General features: G+C 67.2%; 20 protein-coding genes. 9 read left to right on the forward strand and 11 right to left on the reverse strand.

Translation table 11 applies throughout. The features are described 5' to 3' along the window. Window positions 1-219: 219 nt before the first annotated feature. Entirely contained in the window at window positions 220-1,716 is a 1,497-nt protein-coding gene (locus tag PY310_RS19395) for an AAA-type ATPase lid domain-containing protein (protein ID WP_275216182.1), read from the reverse strand. Window positions 1,717-1,902: 186 nt separating this feature from the next. Between PY310_RS19395 and PY310_RS19400 the strand changes: the two genes are divergently transcribed. From PY310_RS19400 to PY310_RS19410, 3 genes are read left to right on the forward strand one after another with little or no spacing between them, the layout of a single operon-like run. Next, on the forward strand, window positions 1,903-2,949 hold the full coding sequence (locus PY310_RS19400) for an amidohydrolase family protein (protein WP_275216183.1): 1,047 nt from the start codon (window positions 1,903-1,905) through the stop codon (window positions 2,947-2,949). Beyond that, complete coding sequence (locus PY310_RS19405; protein WP_275216184.1) at window positions 2,946-3,791, forward strand: iron-sulfur cluster assembly protein; 846 nt, start codon at window positions 2,946-2,948, stop codon at window positions 3,789-3,791. Before PY310_RS19400 ends, PY310_RS19405 begins: the two co-directional genes overlap by 4 nt. Further along, complete coding sequence (locus tag PY310_RS19410) at window positions 3,788-4,822, forward strand: NAD(P)-dependent alcohol dehydrogenase (RefSeq protein ID WP_275216185.1); 1,035 nt, start codon at window positions 3,788-3,790, stop codon at window positions 4,820-4,822. Before PY310_RS19405 ends, PY310_RS19410 begins: the two co-directional genes overlap by 4 nt. 51 nt (window positions 4,823-4,873) lie before the next feature. Here PY310_RS19410 and PY310_RS19415 read toward each other — a convergent pair whose 3' ends face one another. From PY310_RS19415 to PY310_RS19450, 8 genes are all read right to left on the reverse strand, one after another. Then, entirely contained in the window at window positions 4,874-6,748 is a 1,875-nt protein-coding gene (locus PY310_RS19415) for a GAF domain-containing protein (RefSeq protein ID WP_275216186.1), read from the reverse strand. A 217-nt stretch (window positions 6,749-6,965) separates the two neighbouring features. Then, entirely contained in the window at window positions 6,966-7,961 is a 996-nt protein-coding gene (gene dhaK, locus PY310_RS19420) for a dihydroxyacetone kinase subunit DhaK (protein ID WP_275216188.1), read from the reverse strand. Between the two features lie 50 nt (window positions 7,962-8,011). Further along, window positions 8,012-8,650, reverse strand: a complete 639-nt coding sequence (gene dhaL, locus PY310_RS19425) for a dihydroxyacetone kinase subunit DhaL (RefSeq protein ID WP_275216189.1) — start codon at window positions 8,648-8,650, stop codon at window positions 8,012-8,014. Continuing rightward, the gene (locus PY310_RS19430) at window positions 8,647-9,483 is read right to left on the reverse strand and encodes an HAD-IA family hydrolase (protein WP_275216190.1); all 837 of its coding nucleotides are present in this window, start codon (window positions 9,481-9,483) and stop codon (window positions 8,647-8,649) included. Before PY310_RS19430 ends, dhaL begins: the two co-directional genes overlap by 4 nt. Next, window positions 9,483-10,346 carry a class II fructose-bisphosphate aldolase gene (locus PY310_RS19435; RefSeq protein WP_275216192.1) on the reverse strand — a complete coding sequence of 288 codons (864 nt, stop codon included), beginning with the start codon at window positions 10,344-10,346 and terminating at the stop codon, window positions 9,483-9,485. Before PY310_RS19435 ends, PY310_RS19430 begins: the two co-directional genes overlap by 1 nt. 86 nt (window positions 10,347-10,432) lie before the next feature. Then, complete coding sequence (locus tag PY310_RS19440) at window positions 10,433-11,230, reverse strand: alpha/beta fold hydrolase (RefSeq protein ID WP_275216193.1); 798 nt, start codon at window positions 11,228-11,230, stop codon at window positions 10,433-10,435. Window positions 11,231-11,300: 70 nt separating this feature from the next. Further along, window positions 11,301-11,810, reverse strand: coding sequence for a DUF2087 domain-containing protein (locus tag PY310_RS19445; protein ID WP_342755763.1), 510 nt, complete (start codon window positions 11,808-11,810; stop codon window positions 11,301-11,303). A gap of 36 nt (window positions 11,811-11,846) precedes the next feature. After that, on the reverse strand, window positions 11,847-12,521 hold the full coding sequence (locus PY310_RS19450) for an aspartate/glutamate racemase family protein (RefSeq protein WP_275216194.1): 675 nt from the start codon (window positions 12,519-12,521) through the stop codon (window positions 11,847-11,849). A 151-nt stretch (window positions 12,522-12,672) separates the two neighbouring features. Here PY310_RS19450 and PY310_RS19455 point away from each other — a divergent pair, with 151 nt between their 5' ends. From PY310_RS19455 to PY310_RS19480, 6 genes are read left to right on the forward strand one after another with little or no spacing between them, the layout of a single operon-like run. Beyond that, window positions 12,673-14,112, forward strand: coding sequence for a DUF3375 domain-containing protein (locus tag PY310_RS19455; protein WP_275216195.1), 1,440 nt, complete (start codon window positions 12,673-12,675; stop codon window positions 14,110-14,112). Beyond that, window positions 14,109-14,753: a DUF4194 domain-containing protein gene (locus PY310_RS19460; RefSeq protein ID WP_275216196.1), complete on the forward strand. Its 645-nt coding sequence runs from the start codon at window positions 14,109-14,111 to the stop codon at window positions 14,751-14,753. The genes PY310_RS19455 and PY310_RS19460 overlap by 4 nt, the downstream gene beginning before the upstream one ends. Further along, window positions 14,750-18,157, forward strand: a complete 3,408-nt coding sequence (locus PY310_RS19465) for an ATP-binding protein (protein WP_275216197.1) — start codon at window positions 14,750-14,752, stop codon at window positions 18,155-18,157. The genes PY310_RS19460 and PY310_RS19465 overlap by 4 nt, the downstream gene beginning before the upstream one ends. Beyond that, a complete protein-coding gene (locus tag PY310_RS19470; RefSeq protein WP_275216198.1) occupies window positions 18,147-19,391 on the forward strand; it encodes a Wadjet anti-phage system protein JetD domain-containing protein in 1,245 nt (414 codons plus the stop codon). The genes PY310_RS19465 and PY310_RS19470 overlap by 11 nt, the downstream gene beginning before the upstream one ends. Before the next feature lie 34 nt (window positions 19,392-19,425). Beyond that, entirely contained in the window at window positions 19,426-19,692 is a 267-nt protein-coding gene (locus PY310_RS19475; protein WP_275216199.1) for a type II toxin-antitoxin system Phd/YefM family antitoxin, read from the forward strand. Continuing rightward, window positions 19,689-20,081: a type II toxin-antitoxin system VapC family toxin gene (locus tag PY310_RS19480; RefSeq protein ID WP_275216200.1), complete on the forward strand. Its 393-nt coding sequence runs from the start codon at window positions 19,689-19,691 to the stop codon at window positions 20,079-20,081. Before PY310_RS19475 ends, PY310_RS19480 begins: the two co-directional genes overlap by 4 nt. Window positions 20,082-20,092: 11 nt before the next feature. Here the strand turns inward: PY310_RS19480 and PY310_RS19485 are convergent, their stop codons facing one another. Then, window positions 20,093-20,572, reverse strand: a complete 480-nt coding sequence (locus PY310_RS19485) for a nucleoside deaminase (RefSeq protein WP_275216201.1) — start codon at window positions 20,570-20,572, stop codon at window positions 20,093-20,095. A 28-nt stretch (window positions 20,573-20,600) separates the two neighbouring features. Beyond that, window positions 20,601-21,413 (reverse strand): nuclease-related domain-containing protein, encoded by an 813-nt coding sequence (locus tag PY310_RS19490; RefSeq protein WP_275216203.1) that lies wholly within the window; start codon window positions 21,411-21,413, stop codon window positions 20,601-20,603. Window positions 21,414-21,678 lie beyond the last annotated feature (265 nt).

A 21,678-nucleotide genomic window follows, 5' to 3' on the forward strand; every position in this document is an offset into this window, starting at 1 on the left:
GAACCCCGAACGATTCCACCAGCGCCCCATCACACCAGCCCCCGCCAGCCACGCCGGAATCAACCTTCCCGCAACAAAAACACCCACACAACAAACCCAATGACTCCACACAGCTTGACAATCTGCGAACGCGCATTAACTGAGAGAGCGTCCGGGAAAAACGCACATTAACTGAGAGAGCGTTTGAAGGGGGAGGTCATCGCGGGGCAGCGCGCAGGGCTACTTTGGTGCGGTGATTCCCAGCCGGGCCATGCGCCGATAGATCGTGGCCCGGCTGATCCCCAGTTCCGCGGCGGCGGCGGCAACGGTTGTGCCCGGCCGGGACAGGCACCTGGCAATCTCGTCCCGCTCAACGGCCTCGATCCGCGTCAGCCTGGGACCTGAGCGTCCAAGCAGTGCGGCCGGCAGGTGCCGCACATCGATGGTTTCCGTGCGCAGGGCCGCGTCCTGGACCATGCTGAAAAGTTCATCCACATTGCCGGGCCAGCCGTACGTGGTGAGCGCCTGTTCCGCGGCAGGCGTGAAATCCACCTCCCGCAGCCGGGCCTGGCGGGCGGCGTACCGGGCAAGGGGCATCACGTCGGCGTTCCGGTCGCGCAGCGCGGGCACCGGCACCACGGTTTCCACCAGCGCAGCCAGTTGCGCCGGGATGGCGGTGAGGTCCTCCGCCGTGACGGCCCAGGTGACGGCGGCGGGATGGCCCCCGAATCCCGGGTCACGCGAACTGACTGCCCGGGCACTGAGCTCCTGCGCGGCCCAGGCTGGCAGGAAGTCGGTGTTTTCCACGATCACCGCGGTGTGGGGCTTGGACAGCTCCGGCGTCCACAGCGACAGCCAGGCTTCAACGTCCTGGGGCGCCGGAACCGCAGCGCAGAGGATGCGGCTGCCGGGGTGCGCCTGGCGGATGGCCTGCCCCAGCAGGGTGGCGCGTCCGGTCCCCGGTTCCCCGACGGCGGCCACTACTTTGCCGGAAACCAGCGCCGCCGCCGCTGCGTCCAGGGCTTCGGTCCAGGGCCGCGACATGGCGCGCAGTGTGCCGGAACCGGGCTCCAGCCTGCCCCGCTGCACCCGGAACACCCCGCCCCTCGGCCCGGGTTTCGGCTGCCGGCCCCCGGACTTGGCCAGCATCAAAGCCGACATTGTGCTCGCGGCGGACTGGGCCAGGGCCAGCAGCAGTTCCGGGGAGGACCTGGACCAGGTGGTGATGTTGACGCTGCCCTCCAGCCGTCCGGTGAGGGGATCAAGCACGGGGACTGCGGCACAGGTGTAGGTGCGCAGGCTTGCGCTGTAGTGTTCCTCGGCGCGGACCAGGCTTGGCGTGCGGTCGGCCAGGGCCAGGCCCAGGCCGGTGGTTCCGGCTTCCCGCTCGGAGAATGCGAAACCAGGCGCCAGGTGCACCTTGTCCAGCGCCCGCAGCAAGGTGGTGTCGCCGCTGAACCGGTTGAGCACCAGTCCGTCGGCGTCCGTGAGCATCAGGCTCAGCGGCTCGTTGGCCAGGGTCTGGTACAGGCCGGTCAGCACCTCCTGCCCGCACTGGTAGAACAGCGAGTCGGAAGCGACACTCCCGGCCCACACGGGGTCCACTTCCTCCGCTGATACGCCGTATTCCTCGCTCCGCTGCCACGACGCGAGAAGGCGCCGGGAGGCAACCGCCAGTTCACGGTCCTGCCCGCCACGGTCCGGCCGTGGACCAGGCACGCGCTGATTCGGCACCATTGCCGGCCTCCTTGTGCTGGTTATTCGAGACTACGTCGCTATGACCGGCACGGCGAGCCCCGAGTGTCTCAAAATGAGACACCGGTCACAGGTTTAGGCCTGCCGAACCGCCCTACCCTGTTGGTGTGGCGACTATGGCAGTCGCCTTGATCTGGCGACTACGGCAGTCGCCGGGAGGAGACGGACATGTACAGCAAAGACGGCGAGAACTACTTCATCGTCGACGCCCACATCGCCTTGTGGGACGCCCGGCCGGAGAACCAGCGCAACATTCACGGCAAGCAGTTCATCGATTGCTTCTATGACTACCACCGCAATCTCTCCCCCGCGGAGGAGCTGTGGACCTACGAGGAATACCTGTACCAGGGCGGTGAGCGCCTGATGAAGGATCTCTTCGAGGACGGTTACGTGGACCACGCGGTGTTCCAGCCCGCGTACCTCGGCGATTTCTACAAGAACGGCTTCGGGCAGACGAAGGAAGCCTACGAGCTGGCCGCCGGGCACCCGGACAAGCTCACCTACAACCACTGCTTTGATCCCCGCAACGGCGAGCGCGGCCTGGACCAGCTCCGCGCCGACCACGAGAAGATGAAGTTCAAGGGGGTCAAGCTCTACACCGCCGAATGGCACGGGGAGTCCCGCGGCTACAAGCTCTCCGATCCGTGGGCCTACCGCTACTTCGAGGAGTGCCGCACGCTCGGCATCAAGAACATCCACGTCCACAAGGGCCCCACCATCCGCCCGCTGGACCGGGATGCGTTCGACGTGGCCGACGTCGACAACGCCGCCTCGGACTTCACCGACCTGAACTTCGTGGTCGAACACGTGGGGCTCCCCCGGCTGGAGGACTTCTGCTGGATCGCGACCCAGGAACCCAACGTCCACGGCGGCCTGGCCGTCGCCATGCCCTTCATCCACACCCGGCCGCGGTACTTCGCGCAGATCATCGGCGAGCTCATCTACTGGATCGGGGAAGACCGGATCCAGTTCTCCAGCGACTACGCCCTGTGGACGCCGCGCTGGCTCATTGAGCGCTTTGTGGACTTCCAGATCCCGGAGGACATGAACGAGTACGCTCCGCTGACCACCGACCAGAAGAAGAAGATCCTCGGGCTGAACGCGGCGAAGATGTACGACATCCCCGTGCCGGCTGAGCTGCAGCTGCCGGCCGCGGGCGAACCGGCCACCGGCCCGCGGCAGCCCGAGCGGGCGGACCTGGCCGGCACGCCATGACGCTGACGCAGCATGATGCCGCCGCATTCCAGGACCTCCTCGCGGCGTCAACGGAAGCGGTCGCGGCAACGGTGAGGGAGGCGGACGTGCGCCGCGCCCTGGATGCGGTCCTGGACCCCGAGCTCGACGAGCCCATCACCGGCCTCGGCTTCGTCCGGTCCATCGACGTCACAGCCGCGGCGGACGGCACGCTGGTGACCGTGCACCTGCGGCTGCCCACCTCGTTCTGCTCCCCGAACTTCGCCTACCTCATGGCCTCCGACAGCAAGGACGCCATTTCAGCGCTGGGGGTTGGAAAGGTGGTGGTGGAGCTCGATGACCACCACGACTCCGCCCTGATCAACGCCGGGCTTGCCGCCGATGCCGGGTACAAGGGCACCTTCGGGAACGAGGCCGAGGACAGCCTGGACGAACTGCGGCTGACGTTCCGGCGGAAGGCGCACACCGCGGCCATGGAACGCTGCCTCACCGAACTGCTGCGGGCCGATCCCGCGCTGACCGAAGCGAACGTGGGGACGGTGCGGCTCGGTGACCTGCCCGCGGGCCGGACCAAGGACGCATTAGTACGACGGCGGGTGGCCCTTGGGCTGCCGACGGAACCTGCCGCCGTCGTACTTGTTGACCAGGACGGCCGCCCCTATCCCGCGGAGCACGTGCCGATGGCGCTGCGGCGGGCGCGGTCCACGCGCATTTCCATCGACGGCAACGCCCATTTCTGCCGCGGCCTGCTCCGCACCCGGTACGCGGGATCGGGCGCCGACCAGGCGGACCGGCCCGAAGGGGCTGAGCCGGCCGACCATCACCATCTGCTCCCGTTCACACTCAAGGAGGAACACCCATGAACACCATGCGCGCCGTCCAGGTGGTCGGCTACCACCAAGGCCTGAAAATGACCGAGGCGCCTGTCCCGGACGCCGCCGGCCCCTGGGACGTCGTGGTCAAAATCGGCGGGGCTGGCGTGTGCCGCACCGACCTGCACATCCTGGAGGGCCAGTGGGCGGAGAAGTCCCAGGTGCAGTTGCCGTACACGATCGGCCATGAGAACGCTGGGTGGGTGCATGCGGTGGGCAGCGCCGTCACCAACGTCAAGGAGGGCGACAAAGTCATCCTGCACCCGCTGATCACGTGCGGGCTGTGCCGGGCATGCCGGTCCGGTGATGACGTGCACTGCGAAAACAGCAAGTTCCCGGGGATCGATACGAACGGCGGCTACGCCGAGTACCTGCTCACCTCCGCCCGGTCGGTGGTGAAGATCGATGATGCGCTGGAGCCCGCGGACGTGGCGGCCCTTGCCGACGCCGGCCTGACCGCCTACCACGCCGCCGCGAAGGCGGCGAAGAGGCTGACGCCGCGGGACACCTGCGTAGTGATCGGCGCCGGCGGCCTGGGGCACATCGGCATCCAGGTGCTGAAGGCCCTCACGCCGAGCCGGATAATCGTGGTGGACCGCAACCCCGCCGCACTGGACCTGGCCAAGTCCATCGGTGCGGACGACGGCGTGGTGGCGGACGGCAGCCAGGTGGAGCAGGTGCTGGCCCTGACCGGCGGCCACGGCGCGGAGGTGCTGATCGACTTTGTGGGCGAGGGCGGGGCCACCGCCGAAGGCATCGCGATGCTGCGCCGCGCCGGTGACTACTTTGTGGTGGGCTATGGCGAGAACATCGATGTCCCGACCATCGACATCATCTCCGCCGAAATCAACATCATCGGCAACCTGGTGGGGTCCTACAACGATCTGCAGGACCTGATGGCGCTGGCGGCACGGGGCGCGGTGACGCTGCACACCCAGAAGTACAAGCTGGACGACTTCCAGCAGGCCATCAGCGACCTCGATGCCGGCAAGGTCCGCGGCCGCGCCATCCTCATCCCCTGATCCGGCGTACCAGGCCCGACGGCGGACGGCGGGCCTGGCCCGGACGGCGGGTTATTGCCAGGGCTGCGGCGGAAGTGCCTCCTGGGCGTTGATGCTCACCAGCATGGTCCGGTTTCGCGCCCCGGTCTTGCGGAGGATGGAGCCCACATGCTTTTCCACCGTCTTGACCGATATCTGCAGCTCGCGGGCAACCTGTTTGTCCGCCATGCCGCGGATGACCATGTGGTGGACTTCGCGTTCACGCGCCGTGAACTGGGCGGACCCCGCATCGGCAGCGGAGCCGCTGATGAGGTGGTCGAAGATTTCGCCCTCCATGGAGGCTTCGCCCTGACCGGCGGCCACGATAATGCGGGCAATGGTTTCCCCGTTCGCGCGCCGGTTGATGAAGCCGCGCACCCCGGCCTGCCGGGCGGCGCGGACCTGCTCCACGGTGGGGTTGTCCGTGAGCACCACGATCGCGACGCCGGGGTCCAGCTCGCGGATGCGGGCAAGAAGCCCGGTGGTGTTCTGGTGGACCATGTCCAGGTCCATCAGAATCACATCGGGGCGCAGCAGTTCGTAGGCGTCGCACAGCTGCTCGGTGGAGGTCACCTCGGCGCTGACCTGGATGGCGGGCTCGGCGATCCCCAGCAGTCGGACCAGGCCGGCGCTGACGATCGGATGATCGTTGGCGATCAGGACCTTCCACTGCGGCTGTCCTGACGCCTCCGGCGCTCGGGCACGGTCCGGGAGGGTGGCCCGCACCTTCGTCCCCCATCCCGGGGTGGACTCTATATGCAGGTCGCCGCCGAGCTGCACGGCGCGGGAGGTCATGCCGTGCAACCCCAGGCAGCCGGAGGGAAGCGTGGCGTGGTCTCCATGCGCTGCGGCGAGGTCGAAGCCCTGGCCGTTGTCCTCCACTAGGACGGCGAGCGCGCCGCGCCCGTAGATCAGTCCGGCCCGCACCGTCGAGGCACGCGCGTGGACCACCACGTTGTTCAGCGCCTCCTGGACGATTTTGAAGGCCTGGTGCGCGATCTCGGGTGCCAGCGGGCGGGATTCGCCGATCACGGTCAGCTGGGTGCCGGCGCCGGTCATCGATTCCACCCACGCCAGTTCCGCGGCGAAGGCCTCGTCAAGGGTCCGGCCCGCGAGCGCGGCCGGCCCCATGCCCAGGGCCGTGCGGCGGGTCTCGGCGAGGGCATCGTGGGCAATGGTCCGGGCTTTGCCAAGGTGCGGGGTGACGGCATGTTCCGCCCCGTCGAGCCGGCTGGCTCTCTCGGCCTCGTCCAGGCTGAGCAGCAGGGTGGCAAGGGCCCGGCCCACGGTCTCGTGCACGTCGCGGACCGCCCGTTCGCGTTCGGCGGCGACGGCGGCCTCGAGTTCCCGGGCTGAGGCTTTGGCGTGCAGGTCGGAGTTGGCCATGGCAATTGCGGCGTGGCTGGCCAGGAGTTCGGCCAGCCGGGCTTCCCCGGGTGTGAACACCCGGCCCCGCTCCGGGCTGAAGACAATGAAGGCGCCGACGATCTGCTCTCCCCATTGGATGGGGACGCCGATCACGGCACAGTCCCATCGCGGATCCGTCGGTGGAATATGCCCGCGTTCAATGCTGCTGTAGGCGTCGAGGATGACGGTGGACCGGCTGCGGACTATCTGGCCGGTGAATCCCTCCTGCAGGGAAAAGGTCTGGCCTTCCTGGCATCCGACGCCGATGTCAACCTTTTTGGTGTAGGTGCCGCCGGCCTCGTTGACCAGGGCGATCGATCCCGATTCGCACCCCAGCAGGGAGGTGGCGTGGCCCAGGATCCGGGCCAGCAGCGGCTGCAGCTCGAACCGGCCCGCGAGGTCCCGGGCCAGGGCGACGACGGTGTCCAGGTTGTCCTGCGTGTCTTCGGCGTGGCGCAGGCTGCTTACCGCGGTGGCAGATCGCGTCCCGGTGTCGGTCATTTCTCGTCCTCCTTGACGAACCGCGCGCCGCAGGCCACGCGGCAGTGCACTGCTGATCTGTCCCACCATAATGGCACCTTGCACGCCGATGTGGGGGTGGAATATCCCGCCTGACCAGCGGCGACTGCCAGCAGCAGCGGAGCCGGCCACCTGAAAAGGTGACCGGCTCCGCCGTCGTACTTCACTGACCGGGTACCCCAAATGACGGGGAGGGCCCTCAGAACACCCGGATGGGAATCTCCGCGGGGTCCCTCAGCAGCGACTCGATCTCGTCGTCGAGCTTGACCAGGGTGATGGACGCTCCGGCCATGTCCAGGGACGTGCAGTACTCCCCGACGTAGCTGCGGCCGACGCTGATGCCCTGCCCGGCGAGGCGTTTGTGGGCCAGGCCGTAGAGCAGGTACAGCTCGCTGATGGGGGTTCCGCCCAGGCCGTTGATCATGAGGGCCACCCGGTCGCCGTCGCCGAACGGCAGGTCCCGGACGATCGGGGTGAGCATCTCCTCGACGATCTCGTCGGCGCTCATCATGGCCCCGCGGCGCCGTCCCGGCTCACCGTGGATGCCGACGCCGATCTCGATCTCGTCCTCACCGAGTTCGAACAGCGGGCTGCCCTTGGCCGGCGGGGTGCAGGCGGTCAGCGCGACGCCCATGCTGCGGGTGACGGAGTTGACCTTCTCCCCGATCCGGATCACCTCGTCCAGGTCCGCGCCGCGTTCGGCGGCGGCTCCGACGGCCTTGATGACGAAGAAGTTCCCGGCCACGCCGCGGCGGCCGATCGTGTAGGTGGAGTCCTCCACGGAGACGTCGTCGTTGATGAACAGGGTCCGGACGTTGATGCCCTCGGCGGAGGACATTTCCTGGGCCATGTCGAAGACCATCTTGTCGCCGGTGTAGTTGTTCACCAGCAGCAGCACGCCTTTGGGCGAGGCCATCATCTTGGTGGTCTCGTAGACGTAGTCGAACGGTGGTGCCGCGAACACGTCGCCCGGGCAGGCGGCGTCGAGCATGCCCTTGCCCACGATCATGACGTGCGCCGGTTCGTGGCCGGAGCCGGAGCCCTGCACGATCGAGACCTTGTTCTGGTCCGGGGCGTCGGCGCGCATGATCAGGTTGTATTCGGGAACGTACTTGAGGGTTTCGGGGTTGGCCAGCGCCAGGCCTTCGAGCATGTCGGGGACGAACTGTTTGGGGTCGTTCAGGAACTTTTTCATGTGATCTCCACGTCGTTGTGCTGGTCAGGGTGATGAAGGACAAACAGGGCTCAGCGCTGGTCCCAGCCCTCGGTGATGCGTTCGATGATGACCGCGAGCGCTGTGGCACCGGCGTCCGGGGAGCCGATGCTGCGCGCGCCGCTGTAGCTGGCCCGGCCCCGCTTGGCCTCGAGTTTGCTGGTGGCGTCCGCGCATTCCCGGACGGTTTTGGCGAACGCGGCCCGGCATTCGGCTGCTCCGGCGCCGGCGGCGAGCTGGCGTTCCAGCTCGTCGGTGGCCGGGACCAGGGCGTCCAGCAGGGTTTTGTCCCCCAGGCTCGCGCCGCCGCGGGTCATGATCCCTTCGGCGGCGGCGCGCAGCATGGCGACGGCGGCGGCTCCGTCGATCCTGTCCACGGTCTTCGCCGCGGCGGAGGCGCGCAGGAACGCGGTCCCCCACAGCGGTCCGGACGTGCCGCCGATCCGGCTCGCGATCGCCAGGGCGATCTGCTGCAGGAACGTGGGAACGTCGTCGCGCTTGAGGCTGTCCCAGTCCTGCAGGACCTTCTCAAAGCCGCGGGCCAGGGAGTAGCCCAGGTCGCCGTCGCCCACCACGGCGTCCAGGTCGCCGAACTCTTTTTCCTTGTCGACGGCGGTCTGCGCGAGGGTGCGGACGACGTATTCGACGTCGGCGAGGTCGGTGGCGGTCATGGGGTCTCCGTCGGGGTCGAAGGGGCGGTGGGGGTTCCGGCGCCGTTGCCGGGCGGCCCGGGCCGGGGCCGGGACAGGATGGCCTGCAGCGTCGCGAGGGTCACGACGTTGGGGACGTCGACGCCGGCCTCGTTGGCGAGGACTTCGGGTGCCTCCCCGGCGGGGTCGCCCAGCGAGCTGACCACGAGCGAGGCGCCGGTGAAGTCCTCCTCACGGGTGTAGCCGCTGACCGTGACCAGGGTGCGCAGCCCCGCGGCCAGGGCGGCGCGCAGGCCGTTGGCGCTGTCCTCGACCACGATCGCGTCGTCCGGGTCCAGGTTCAGCTCGCGGAGCGCGAGCAGGTAGATGTCCGGGGCGGGCTTCTTCGCGGGGACAATATCGCCGGCGAACACCGCGAAATGCTTCGCGAGGTCCTCGCCGACGGCGTGCGTGAGGACCGCGCGGACGGCCGGTTCCGCGGAGGTGGAGGCCACCGCGAGGGTCCATCCGGCGTCGTGGGCTTCCTGGACGATCCGGGCGATCCCGGGCCGGGCGGGCATGACCCCGGACGCCACCATGTCCTTATAGACGGCGGTCTTGCGCTGGTGCCAGGCCAGGATGGCCTCGTCCACGGCGGCGTCATCCTTCAGGCCCAGGCTGCGGGCGAGCTCCGGGGTGACGATGCTGCGCATCCGTTCCTTGCCGCCGCCGATCTTGACCTTCTCGCCGTATTCCTCGACGCTCCACTGGACGGGGACGTTGAACTCGGCGAAGGTCCGGTTGAAGGCCGGGAGGTGGCCGTGCTGTTCGGTGTCGGCGAGGACGCCGTCGCAGTCGAAGATCAGGGCCGGCATCAGCGGCCGCCCTTGCCGGCGCTGCCGAACTGTTCGGTCAGCTCCTTGACCATAGCCATGACTTCCGCGCGGGTGTGCCGGAACAGCGACGGCGGGTCCCACTTGTTGTTCTGCTCGGCCTGTTTCAGGAAGGCCAGGGAGGACTGCATGAACGTTTCCTTCAAGGCGGTGGAGATGTTGACCTTCGCGCAGCCCCGGGCGATCAGGTCCGCGAACTGCTCCGGGCTCAGGCCGGACCCGCCGTGCAGGGCGATGGGGATGTGCCGGGCCTCGACGATCTCGGTGACGCGGCCAACGTCGAGCACGGGGGCGGCCTTGTAGGAGCCGTGCGCGTTGCCGATCGAGGGGGCGAAGACGTCGATTCCGGTGGCGTCGATGAAGTTCAGCGCCGTCTCCAGGCTCTGCTGGAGGGCCACGTTGTCCGAGCCGTGGTCATCCTCGACGCCGGTGATCGCCTCGATCTCGCCCTCCACCTGGGCGCCGTATTGCCGGGCCTCGGCAACCACTTCGATGGTCTGGCGCTGGTTTTCCTCCACGGGCAGGTTGGAGGCGTCAAACAGGACGGAGTTCCAGCCGGCCTTGAGGCATTCGGTGACCACGTCGCGGTCCGGGCAATGGTCCAGGTGCAGGGTCACGGGGACCTGGATGCCGAGGGTCAGGGACTTCCACATATCGAACAGCTGGCGTGAGCCGATGCTGCGGACCGTCTTGACGGAGGTCTGGAGGATGACCGGGGAGTTTGCTTCCTCGGCTGCGGCGAGGACCGCCTCGATGGTCAGGTCGTTGAAAATGTTGATGGCCGGGACGCCGTAGCGGGCGTGAAAGGCGGGCTCGACGATGTCCTTCAGGGGCACAACACCCATGGCAAACCTCCTTGTTTGGCTGCCTTCCACGCTAGGCGGGCTTTCCCTTCCTGGGTACGGGGGGAAACCCGCATACGGGTTGGGGGTCATCCCCACCTGTGGTGGGCCATGGCCCGGCCGAGCCAGTCGTTGAGCAACGCGGCGAGCAGTTCGGGCCGCTCGTGCATGAGCGCATGGCCGGCGTCCTCAAGGATGGCCAGGGTGGCGTGCGGGTAGCGTTCGAGCAGTGCGGCCGTGTCCGCGTACCCGGCGACCGCATCGCGTCGGCCCGCCACCAGCAAGGTGGGCGAGGGAAAAGCGGTCAGCCCGACGTCCACCGTCCACCCGGCGAAGATTCGGCCCAGCGCAGCCTCGTCCGCCATGGCCATGCCCGGCGCTACGGTTTCCCGATATCTGCGGGCGGTGGCCCGGGTGCGCCAGACAAAGTACTTGTCGAACCCCGTCCGCTGTGCGGGGTCGAGTTCGTCGTACGCGCCGGCGTCCTGGCGGACCACGTTGTGGTCAGGCACGCTGCCCGCCCGCTCGGCGACGGGGCACACCAGCGCCAGACCGAGCACGCTGTCCGGACGCCGCGCGGCCACACCGCGGGCCAGATAGGCGCCGTAGGAGTGCCCGAGCAGCATCACCGGTCCCGCGCCCAGGTGATCTAGGAAATCGCACAGCAGCGCCACCACATCGTCGTTGCAAGTCAGGCCTTCAGCGGTCGAGAGGCCCATCCCCGGCAGGTCCGGATAGATCCGCCGGTATCCCGTGCCGGGAACAATGGCCTCGACCGCCGCCTCGATCTCGCGGTGATCAACCCCGGCCCCGTGCAGGGCAACCAGGGGCACGCCGGTTCCATGCTCGGCGTAGTGGATCAGGACGTCTTTGATCCGGCACTCCATGGGGACACTTTAATCCTAGGGCTTGGTGAGCGTTGGGGAACGGCAACAGCTGCCCTAGGCAATCCCGGTCTCACTCCGGCCGGGAATACGAGGAACCCGACGCGGTCCGCTCCAACAGCCCGAAGTCGACAAGGTAGCGGCGCAGCAGCACCACGTCGTCGGTGTAGCTCAGCAGCCGTTCATTGACCTGCCGTTCGGTCAGAGCCTCCCCCGGCTGGATCGCTTCGCCCACGATCCAGGTCAGGAGTTCGCGCCGGTCGGCCGCGCTGGCAGGGTACCTGTCGATTTGGCCCAAGCGGAGGAAACGGTCCACCCCGGTCTTCGGCTGGCGTTTTGGCTGCTGGGACAAGAGTTCGCGGAAGACCGTCTCGGCGGCCTGATAAGCGTCGCTTCCAGTCCGCTCCACCAGCCCGGCTTCCAGCAGAAGGGCGATGGCCCGGTTGCGGCGCTGCTCCTTCGCGTCGGCAAGGATTTCCTCACCGAGCGCGATCTGCGCGTAGGCGGTTCGCGCGTCAGGGTTGGCGAGCGCCGCCATCACCCGGCGCCAGTGCGGCCCGCTGTGTCCTGACGGTCCGTTCACTGCCTCCACCTCCAACTGCTATTCGGAGCCGCCCTGTCAGCGGGACGGGATGACTGTGGCCACCACTTCGACGGCGGAGCGAGGGCTGGTCAGGATTGGAGTCGCGAGCCCGGTCAGCAATGCGGCGGCAGGTTCCATGCTCGCCTGGGCGAGGACGACGACGTCGCAACGGCCTGAGAGTGCGCGCGCCGCGTGTGCAACAAGGGAGCGGTAGCCCTCAGCATCTCCGCTGAGGAAGGCATCCCATGCGTCAGCCACGACACTGACTTCCAGCGATATTGCGACTCCCGCGTCCGCGGCCTCCTGCGCGAGGACGCGCGCGGTCGGCTCCACGGTGCTGGTGAGGGCCGCGACCACACCGATCCGGGGGCCGAGCGTCACAGCCCGGCGAAGCATAGGCCGGTCGATGCGGATCACTTGGAGGCCGTCTCCTGACAGTCCTTCCGCGACCTCACCGAGCGTTGAGCACGTGCAGAGGATGACCTCGCATCCTGCCTCCCGGAGTTCCGAAAGGTAGCCGGCTACCACCGCGCGCACGCGCTCCCTTGGTCCGTCCTGCCTGGCAAGCTCCAGAGCTTCGGGATCCACGCGGTGGATCGTGCGTGCGGACGGGAGGAGCTCCCGGGCCAGGGACTCGAAACTACTTAAGTGGACCTGTGCCGTGTGGAGGAAGCCGACTGTGGCTGGACCGTCGGGGCGGAGTTCGGTCATGGAGCCTGAGACTAACAGAGCCTGAGAGAGCGTTCATCGAAACCTGCGTTAAATGAGAGAGCGTTCGAAGGGAACCCGCACTAAGTGATAGAGCGTCCGAGGAGGACGGCTAGAGTGAAACCCGACGTGACGCACCAAACACGGGACCCCAATGGACTTCTACGCCATCAATTCCCTGCGCGAGAACCATGCAGGCTGGTCCCTGCTCCGTGCCCAAAACGCACCTCTGGCCCTGACTTTCTTCATGGCCGCGTTTACGGGGCCCAACCAGCGCAACCTGCGCCGGCAGGAGCTGATCGACGTCCTCGATGACGTGCTGTTCGGCCTGCGGGACAGCGAAGGCGAGGACAGGTTCCCTCGCCCCGCCGGTGAATACCTGGATGACTGGGCTGCCGACGAACGCCAGTGGTTGCGGAAGTACTACGTCCCCGGCGAGGACGAACCCCACTACGACCTCACGGCCGCCGCCGAGGACGTGGTCCGCTGGGTGGAGAACCTGCGCGGCCGGGATTTCGTGGCCACGCAGTCACGCCTCACCAGCATCTTCGCGGTGCTGAAGCAGCTGGTGCAGCAGTCCGAGACGGACCCGGAGGTGCGGCTCGCGGAACTGCAGCAGCAGCGGGACGGGATCGACGCCGAGATGCAGCGGATCCGCGACGGCAACATCCGGGTCATGACCGGCCCGGAAGCGCTGGACCACCTCCAGCAGCTCACCGCCCTGGCCAAGGACCTGCTGTCCGATTTCCGGGAGGTGGAGCAGAACTTCCGCAAGCTGGACCGGCAAGTCCGCGAGCAGATCGCCACCTGGGACGGCACGCAGGGTGAACTGTTGGAATCGATTTTCGACAACCAGCAGGACATCAGCAGCTCCCTCCAGGGCCGCACGTTCCAAGGTTTCTGGGACTACCTGATGTCGCCCCAGCTCCGACATGAGCTGCAGGACCTCCTGCAAAGGGCAACCCACATCGAAGCCCTGGCCAAAACCGACATGCAGGCGGTGGCCAACCTCCACCAGGACTGGCTGCCCGCCGTCGAACAGACGCAGGCAACGGTCCGCCAGCTGTCCCAGCAGATGCGCCGGCTCCTGGACGACAAGGTGTTCCTGGAGAACAAACGCATCATGCAGCTGATCCGCAGCATCGAATCCGGTGCGCTGGGCACCCGGGAGGCACCGCCGTCGGGCGCTTTTATGGAGATTGACGCGCCCTCCGTGGACGTGGTGCTGCCCTTCGAACGGCCCCTCTATGAGCCCAGCCGCAAGGTGCTGGTGGACGATGCCGTGGAAACGGCCGACGACGCCGACGTGGACGCATCGGCCCTGTTCGGCCAGTTCTTCGTGGACAAGGAACGCCTGCGGGCCAACATTGATGCCATCCTGGCCGAGGCGGAGCAAACCACCCTCGCCGAAGTCACCGCGGCGTATCCTCTTTCCCAGGGCCTGGCGGAGGTGGTGGCGTACTACCAGCTGGCCACCGAATCGGACTGGGCCAGCATCAACCCTGAGCAGTCCCAGCGCCTGTCCTGGCAGCTGCCGGACGGCTCCATCCGCGAAGCCACCATCGAACAGATCATCTTCGGAAGGCCGGCATGAACACCCCAGCCACAGCTGAAACCCATACGCCCGAGGAGCTTCCCGCCGTCGTCACCCGGCTCTTCAAGGGCGTGCTGTACGCGGAAAACGATGAGAAGCTGTGGCAGTCCCTGCTCGGGCTGACCTCACACGTGCGTGACTACGTGTCGGTGCTGGGCCTGGACCTGGTCCTGGACGAATCCGAGGGCTACGCGTTCCTGCGGTCCAAGGATGATCCGGACGGCACGCTCCCCCGGCTCATCGCCCGCCGCACCCTGACCTTCAACGTCAGCCTGCTGCTGGCCCTGCTCCGCCGCCGCATGATGGAGTTCGACATCAACAGCAGCCAGGTCCGGCTCATCATGACCGAACAGGAGATCGCGGACATGGTCTCGGTGTTCCTGCCCGAATCCAGCAACGAGGCCCGCGTCCTGGACCGGCTGGGCACGGACATCAAGAAGGTGGTGGAGCTCGGTTTCCTGCGCAAGCTCAAGGGGCAGGCGGAGACGTACGAGGTGGCCCGGATCCTGAAGGCGTACGTGGATGCGCAGTGGCTGGAAGAGTTCGACGCGCGGCTGGCTGACTACCGTGCCACGCTCGCCGGTGAACCGCCGGCCGCAGTCGCGGCCGGCGGGGCACCCGGGAAAGGGGACGACCAGTGACCGCGGATTTGGGCACGGACCTGCAGGAGAGCCTATTCAGCCTGGACGATACCGCGGCCGACGGCGGCACTCCCCCGGGTTTCCGGCTGCACCGCCTGGAGCTGCTCAACTGGGGCACCTTCCACCAGGGAGTGCGCACGTTCCGGCTGGACGGCGCGAACAGCCTGCTCACGGGCGACATCGGTTCGGGGAAGTCCACGGTGGTGGATGCGATCACCACGCTGCTGCTTCCGGCGCACAAGATCGAGTACAACAAGGCCGCGGGGGCGCAGAAGAAGGAACGCTCCCTGATGTCGTACGTCCGGGGCTTCCACAAGAGCGCCCGGAGCGCCGGCGGAGAGTACTCCAAGCCGGTGGCGCTGCGCGGCTCGGGCCAGCTGACCGTGGTGCTGGGCGTCTTCCACAACGCCGTCCTCGGCAAGTGGGTGACGCTGGGCATCACGCTGTGGGCCACGCAGGAGGCGGGCCAGCCCAGCCGGTTCTACTCGCTCGCGGAAGCGGACCAGACCATTGCTGCGGACTTCAGCAACTTCGGCCAGGACCCGCTGAAACTGAAAAAGAAGCTCCGCGCGGCCGGGGCCACGGTCCATGACTCGTTCGAGCCGTACTCGGCCGCGTTCAAACGCCAGTTCGGGATCAGCGGCAACCAGGCCATGGAGCTGTTCCACCGCACCGTGTCCATGAAGCAGGTGGAGAACATCACCTCGTTCGTCCGCAGCAACATGCTGGAGGAGGACGACGTCGCCACCCGGATCACCAACCTGATCCACCACTTCGACGACCTGAAAAAAGCGCACGACGCGGTCCTCCGGGCCAAGGACCAGATCGCCCTGCTGACACCCATCAAAGAGGGCGCCGCCCTGCATGCCGGGCTGACCGCCGACGACGGACAGGCTCGCACACAGCGCGACCAGCTGCACCCCTGGTTCACGGACCGGAAACTGCAGCTGAGCCTGGAGCACCAGGCCGAGCTGGAGCGCACGGGCGTGCGGCTGCAGGAGGATTCAGTGCGGCTGAACGGCGAGGTCAAACAGCTGCGCCGGGACCTCGCCGGGGTGGAGGAAGACATCCGCACCAACGGCGGCGGGCGGCTCACCGCGATCGACGCCGAGCTTGCCGCACTGGCCGCCAAGTCCGCCGAGCAGAAACAGCGGTTCGAGGCCTACTCGGCCGCCGCAGCGGACCTTGGCCTGCAGGCCCCCGAAGACCGCGTCCTCTTCGATGCGAACCGGGCGGGACTCGCCGGGGTGGAACAGGACCTGGCCGTCCAATCCGAGGCGCTGCACGAAGAGCGCACCGCGCTGTCCATGCAGCAGGCAGGGCTCAACACCAGGTCCGGGGAGATCAAAGCCGAGCTCACCAGCTTGCAGGCCCGGCGCAACCTGATTCCGCTCCCCCAGCTGGATATCCGCCGCCGGCTCTGCGAAGGCACCGGGATCACGGACAGCGACCTGCCCTACGTGGGTGAGCTGCTCAAGGTCCGTGACGGCGAGGCCGCGTGGGAGGGCGCTGCCGAGCGGACCCTCCGCGGGTTCGCCCTCTCGCTCCTGGTCCCGGCGGAGTACTACGCCGCGGTCAGCAGCTGGGTGGACACGAACAACCTGCGCGGCCGGCTGGTATACCTCAAGATCGGCGAGTCCCCTGCGCCCAGGGCCGCCGAGCCGGGGACGCTCGCGGCGAAGATCGCCATCAAGCAGGGCACCCCGTTCCGGGACTTCCTGCAGGAGGAGCTCAGCAGCCGGTTTGACTACTTCTGCTGCGAGAACCTGGCCGATTTCCGCCGCTACCCCAAGGCGCTGACGGCCAACGGCCAGCTTAAAGGCGGCCGGGGCCGGCACGAGAAGGATGACCGCAAGGACCTGGCGGACCGTCGCAACTACGTGCTGGGCTGGGACAACCACGACAAGATCGCCGGGTTCCGCGCCGATCTTGACGAGGTGCAGGGCACGCTGAAGGTCGTGGCCGGGCAGCTGGAGCGCGTCAACACCAGGCTGGGGGCACTGGGCCGGCAGAACCAGCAGCTCGGCGTCGTCGGTTCCGTCACGGAATTCGGCGAGATCAGCTGGCAGGCCACCGCCCGCAGCATCGAGGACCTGAAAGCGGAGAAGCAGGCCCTGGAGACCACCAGTGACGTCCTGCAGCAGCTCATGGGCAAGCAGAAACAGGTCACGGCGGAGCTGGAGCGGCTGGAGGAGAAGGCGGGCAAGCTGCGTGAGCGGCTGGGCGCCAATAAGAAGGACGCCGGGGACATCGCCGAGGCAATCCAGGAGTGCCGCGGCACGCTCGCAGAAACGCCGGTGACGGACGACGGCGGGGTGCTGGCCGCCGTCGAACGCCTCACCGCTGCAGCGCTCGGGGACAAACCGCTCACCTATAAGAACACCGTCACGGTGGAGAGCGCCGTGCGGAACGGACTGACGGACACCATCGACGCGCTGTCCAAGCGGATCGCCCGGGCTGCAGAGAGCACGGTCCGGCAGATGGCGGACTTCCGCAACAAGTACCCGAACGAAACCACCGATGTCGACGCCTCGTTGGAGGCCGCGGCGGACTACAACCGGCTGCTGGAGCAGCTGGTGGGCAACGACCTGCCCCGGTTCGAGAACCAGTTCAAGGATCTGCTGAACCAGAACACCATCCGCGAGGTGGTGGCATTCAACGCGTTCCTGGACAGCCGGCGGCAGAACATCATGGACCGGATCGGCGAGATCAACCAGTCCCTGGCCGGCATTCCCTACAACACGGGCCGGCATATCCAGCTGGAGCACCAGGCCGCCTCGGACCAGGACGTGCGCGAGTTCGGCAGCGACCTGCGGGCGTGCTCGGAGGGGACCATCGGGCAGACGGATCAGTACTCGGAGCAAAAGTACCTGCAGGTGGAGCGGCTGATCGACCGGTTCCGCGGCCGGGAGGGCCTGACGGACCTGGACCGGAAGTGGACTGCGAAGGTGACCGATGTGCGGAACTGGTTCACGTTCTCGGCGTCGGAGAAGTGGACGGAGACCGGCGAGGAATACGAGCACTTCACGGATTCGGGCGGCAAGTCCGGCGGGCAGAAGGAGAAGCTGGCGTACACCATCCTCGCGGCCGCGCTGGCGTTCCAGTTCGGGCTGGGTTCCGGCAAGGGGGCGGGCAGGAATGCCGGCAGCGGCAGGAGTTTCCGGTTCGTGGTGATTGACGAGGCGTTCGGCCGTGGCTCGGACGAGTCCGCCAGGTATGGGCTGGAGCTGTTCCAGCGGATGAAGTTGCAGCTGCTCATCGTCACTCCGCTGCAGAAGATTCACGTGATCGAGCCGTTCGTCTCGCACGTCGGGTTCGTGGCGAACACCAATGGCGACGATTCGCAGCTGCGCAACATGACCATCCAGGAGTACCGCGCGGAGAAGGACCGGCATGGCGGCTGAGTCCTGGACCACGCTGGCTGACCTGAAGGCCCTGTCGATGAAGGCGTGGAGCAGCGGTTCGCTCCTCCGGGAGCTGCTGGAACCCACCGGACTGTACCCCCGGCGTCGTCCGCTGAAGCGTCCGACGGCGGCTGCCCTCCTCCGGGATTACGCCGCGGCCGGTGCGTGGGCGGGTGAGCTGTTTGCTGCCGCCGGTCCGTTCAGCCTGGAGACCGTGGAGGTGGGCCGGAGCACGATCGGTTCCAACCGGCTGCCCGCCGCCGCGGTGTTTGCGGCGGCCGGGGATGAGATCGGGTTTGTTGGGAAATCGAAGGACGCTGCCCGGTTTATGGAGCTTGCCGGGGGCCTGGCTGCCCTCGATCCATCGCTCCGTCAGTGGGTGCTGCGGCGGCCGCTCAGGCTGCTGGAGCTTGGGGCGGATGCGCTGACAGCCGGGCGGGTGGCGCTGTGGCTGCGGGACAATCCCGATCCGGGGGTTTACGTCCGGCAGCTCAGCCTGCCCGGCGTGCACACCAAGTTCATCGAGAACCACCGGAGGGTGATCGATGAGCTGGCGGAGTGTTTGCGTTCGCAGGCTCTCGCGGAGGCGCCGCCCGTTGGCGGGGACCTGCCGGACGTCCCGGCGGAACCCGATGCCCTGCTGGGGCAGTCCGCGGCAGGGACGCCGGCCGCCCGTTTCGCGGCACGGCACGGATTTGTGCATCCGCCCGAACTGGTCCGGTTCCGGATGCTGGACCCTGCGGTCCCCCTGCTCGGCGGTGCGCGGGACCTCACCGTCACGGCGGCGGCGTTCGGCTCGCTGCGGCTGCCCGTGGCATCGGTGATCGTCACAGAGAACCTGGTGAACTTCCTGGCTCTGCCGGAGCGTCCGGGTTCGCTGGCGATCTATGGCGGCGGCTACGGATTCTCGTCCCTGCGCGATGCCGGCTGGCTGCGTGAGTGCGAGGTTCTGTACTGGGGTGACCTGGATACCCACGGCTTCCGGATCCTGGATGAGCTCAGGGCAGTGCACCCGCACGTGGTGAGCGTCCTGATGGATGAGGCCACCCTGTTGGAGCACCGGGACGTGTGGGGCAGCGAGCCGCAGCCATCGACCGCTGACCTGACGCGGCTGACCGAAGAGGAATTGGCGCTGTACCAGGCGCTGGGGAGTGACACCTTTGGCCCGGCCGTCCGGCTGGAGCAGGAGCTGATCCGGTGGGAGTGGGCGCTCGAAGGTATCCGTTTGCGTTGAAGTGCAGAATGCTACGATTGCTACGGAGGTGCGCATGACCACAATTCCCCACCGCGAATTACGAAACCAGAGCAGCAAGATTCTGGAGCGGGTCAAGAACGGCGAGACCATCGATGTCACGAATAATGGTGAAATTGCAGCCACCCTGATTCCGCCAGCAGCCTCCCCCTTCGAGCGCCTACTCAAGTCCGGCAGCGTGCGCCAGGCAGCGCAGAGCCCCGTCGACTTCCGGTTGCTGCAGCGTGTGGCTTCTGAGGCCGGCACGGCAGAGATGATCGCTGACCTCCGCGGCAACCGATGATCGTCTACGTCGACACGTCGGCCGCCTTGAAGCTGGTGGTCGAGGAACCGGAATCCGGTCCCACCGCCGATTTCCTTTCAGAAGCCGGGCAACGGGGTGATCGGCTTGTAGCCTCAATGCTCCTTCACACGGAACTGCACTGTGCCGCCAACCGCCGCGGCCTGCCGCCGGAACTGGTCAACGCTGTCCTTGACGCATTGAACCTGGTGGACCTGACGCGCTCGGACCTCCTGTATGCGGCCGCCCTCCCGGGAAGCCTGCGCAGCGCCGACGCGATCCACCTTGCCGCGGCGATCAGGCTTGAAACGCAGGCCCTGGTCGCGTTCGACAAGGAGCTTGTGAGGGCAGCAACTCAAGCCGGACTCCATACGGTCTCGCCCGGCGGCTGACAGGGTTTCCGCTACTCGGCGATGTCCTCAGCCCAAAGGTCCGGGTTGTCGGCCTGGAAGGTGCGCATCATGTCGACCGAACGCTGATCATCCAGGACCACCACCTCCACCCCGCGTGTCCGCAGGAGCTCCAGCTCGCCGTCGAAGGTGCGTGCTTCACCCACCACCACGCGGGGAATCTTGAACTGGACGATGGTTCCGGCGCACATGGCACACGGGGCGAGGGTGGTGTAGAGCGTGGTGTCCCGGTAACTCTTCTGCCGGCCGGCGGCCCGGAGCGCCGACATTTCCCCGTGGGCAATCGGATCGGCGTTCTGGACCCGTTCGTTGTGCCCGCTGGCAATGACCACGCCGTCGCGGGCGAGCGCCGCTCCGATGGGGATGCCGCCCTCAGCCAGGCTCTTCCGGGCGGCCTGATAGGCGGCTTCGAATCCCGGGTGGGCGGTGCGGTCCAGTTCCGGCGCGGCGGATGCGTGCAGCTCGTGGGTCATGGCGTCATTGTCGCACGGACTGCTTCCGTCACGCGGGCCTGAACCGCGACGCTACCGCCTCACGTATCTGTGCCACATCAACATCGCCGGCTGTTTGCTCTGCCAGCAGTTTGGTTAGCCGTCTCGGCCAGAGAACGTGAACACCCCGAGTCGAGAACGAGCCCCCGATGAGGGGCCAGTCCGCTTCGACGAAGCACAGTGCCCCGGTGACCGGGACATCCCCCACGAGGTCGCGCACGACGTCGACCTGTTTGAGCACCCCGTCGACCAGTTTCGTGCAGTCACGGCGGCCAACGAGGAGCTTCTCGACGCGTGGGCGGATGATGCCGCCCTCGATTTTCAGTTCAGGCCGGCCCTTGTACCGCTTGGCATCAATAACCCAGATACCGCGGGGCGTGATGGCGATGTGGTCGATGTTGGCCTTCGAGCCGGGGATGCGCCGGTCGTGGAGGACAGCAAGACCGGCTGAGCCCATGGCATTGAGCCGGGCGCCGAGGCGTTCCTCACCGACCGCGCCCTGATCCCAGGCTTTAGTGGGCTGGCGCTCGTCCGAGAGGGCGACTGCAAGACCACCGAAGCGACCCCACTTCTCGCGGAGCTTCTCCTCGTCCTTCGCCTTTCGGCGCTCATACTCCCGTCGAGCGGACGAGCCGGCTACTCCGGAGTCATCGGACAATGACTCATCATCAGGTGGTTCGAGTTCGGGAGGATCGTTTTCCTGAGCCTCGGTGGCGCATTCCACACAGCGGACGGTCTTCGTCTCGCTTTCGTAGATCGCTTGTGTTCCGGCCGGCAGCGACGCGGCACATAACCGGCACGTTCCGGCGTATCGGAGCCTCATCTGCTTCACCAGGAGGCGCTTTGGATCACCAGCACGGATACGGTCTGCTTGTAGGTCACCGCGGACGGGCCGCGTTTGTGCTTTGCCATGGCTCCATCCTCACTCACGACAGGAAGGTTTTCGCGGTGTGCCGCGCACAGCGGGGAATCCCCTAGGAGGAGCCGTTCGACTCCCGGAACTCTCGCCGGTTCAAATCAACACTTTCTTGTCACATAGTTAGTGATTCTTTGATGCTGCTAGCAAGATCCACCAATGCCCGCGGCAC

It is taken from the genome of Pseudarthrobacter naphthalenicus (assembly GCF_029076445.1).
Taxonomy (GTDB): domain Bacteria; phylum Actinomycetota; class Actinomycetes; order Actinomycetales; family Micrococcaceae; genus Arthrobacter; species Arthrobacter naphthalenicus.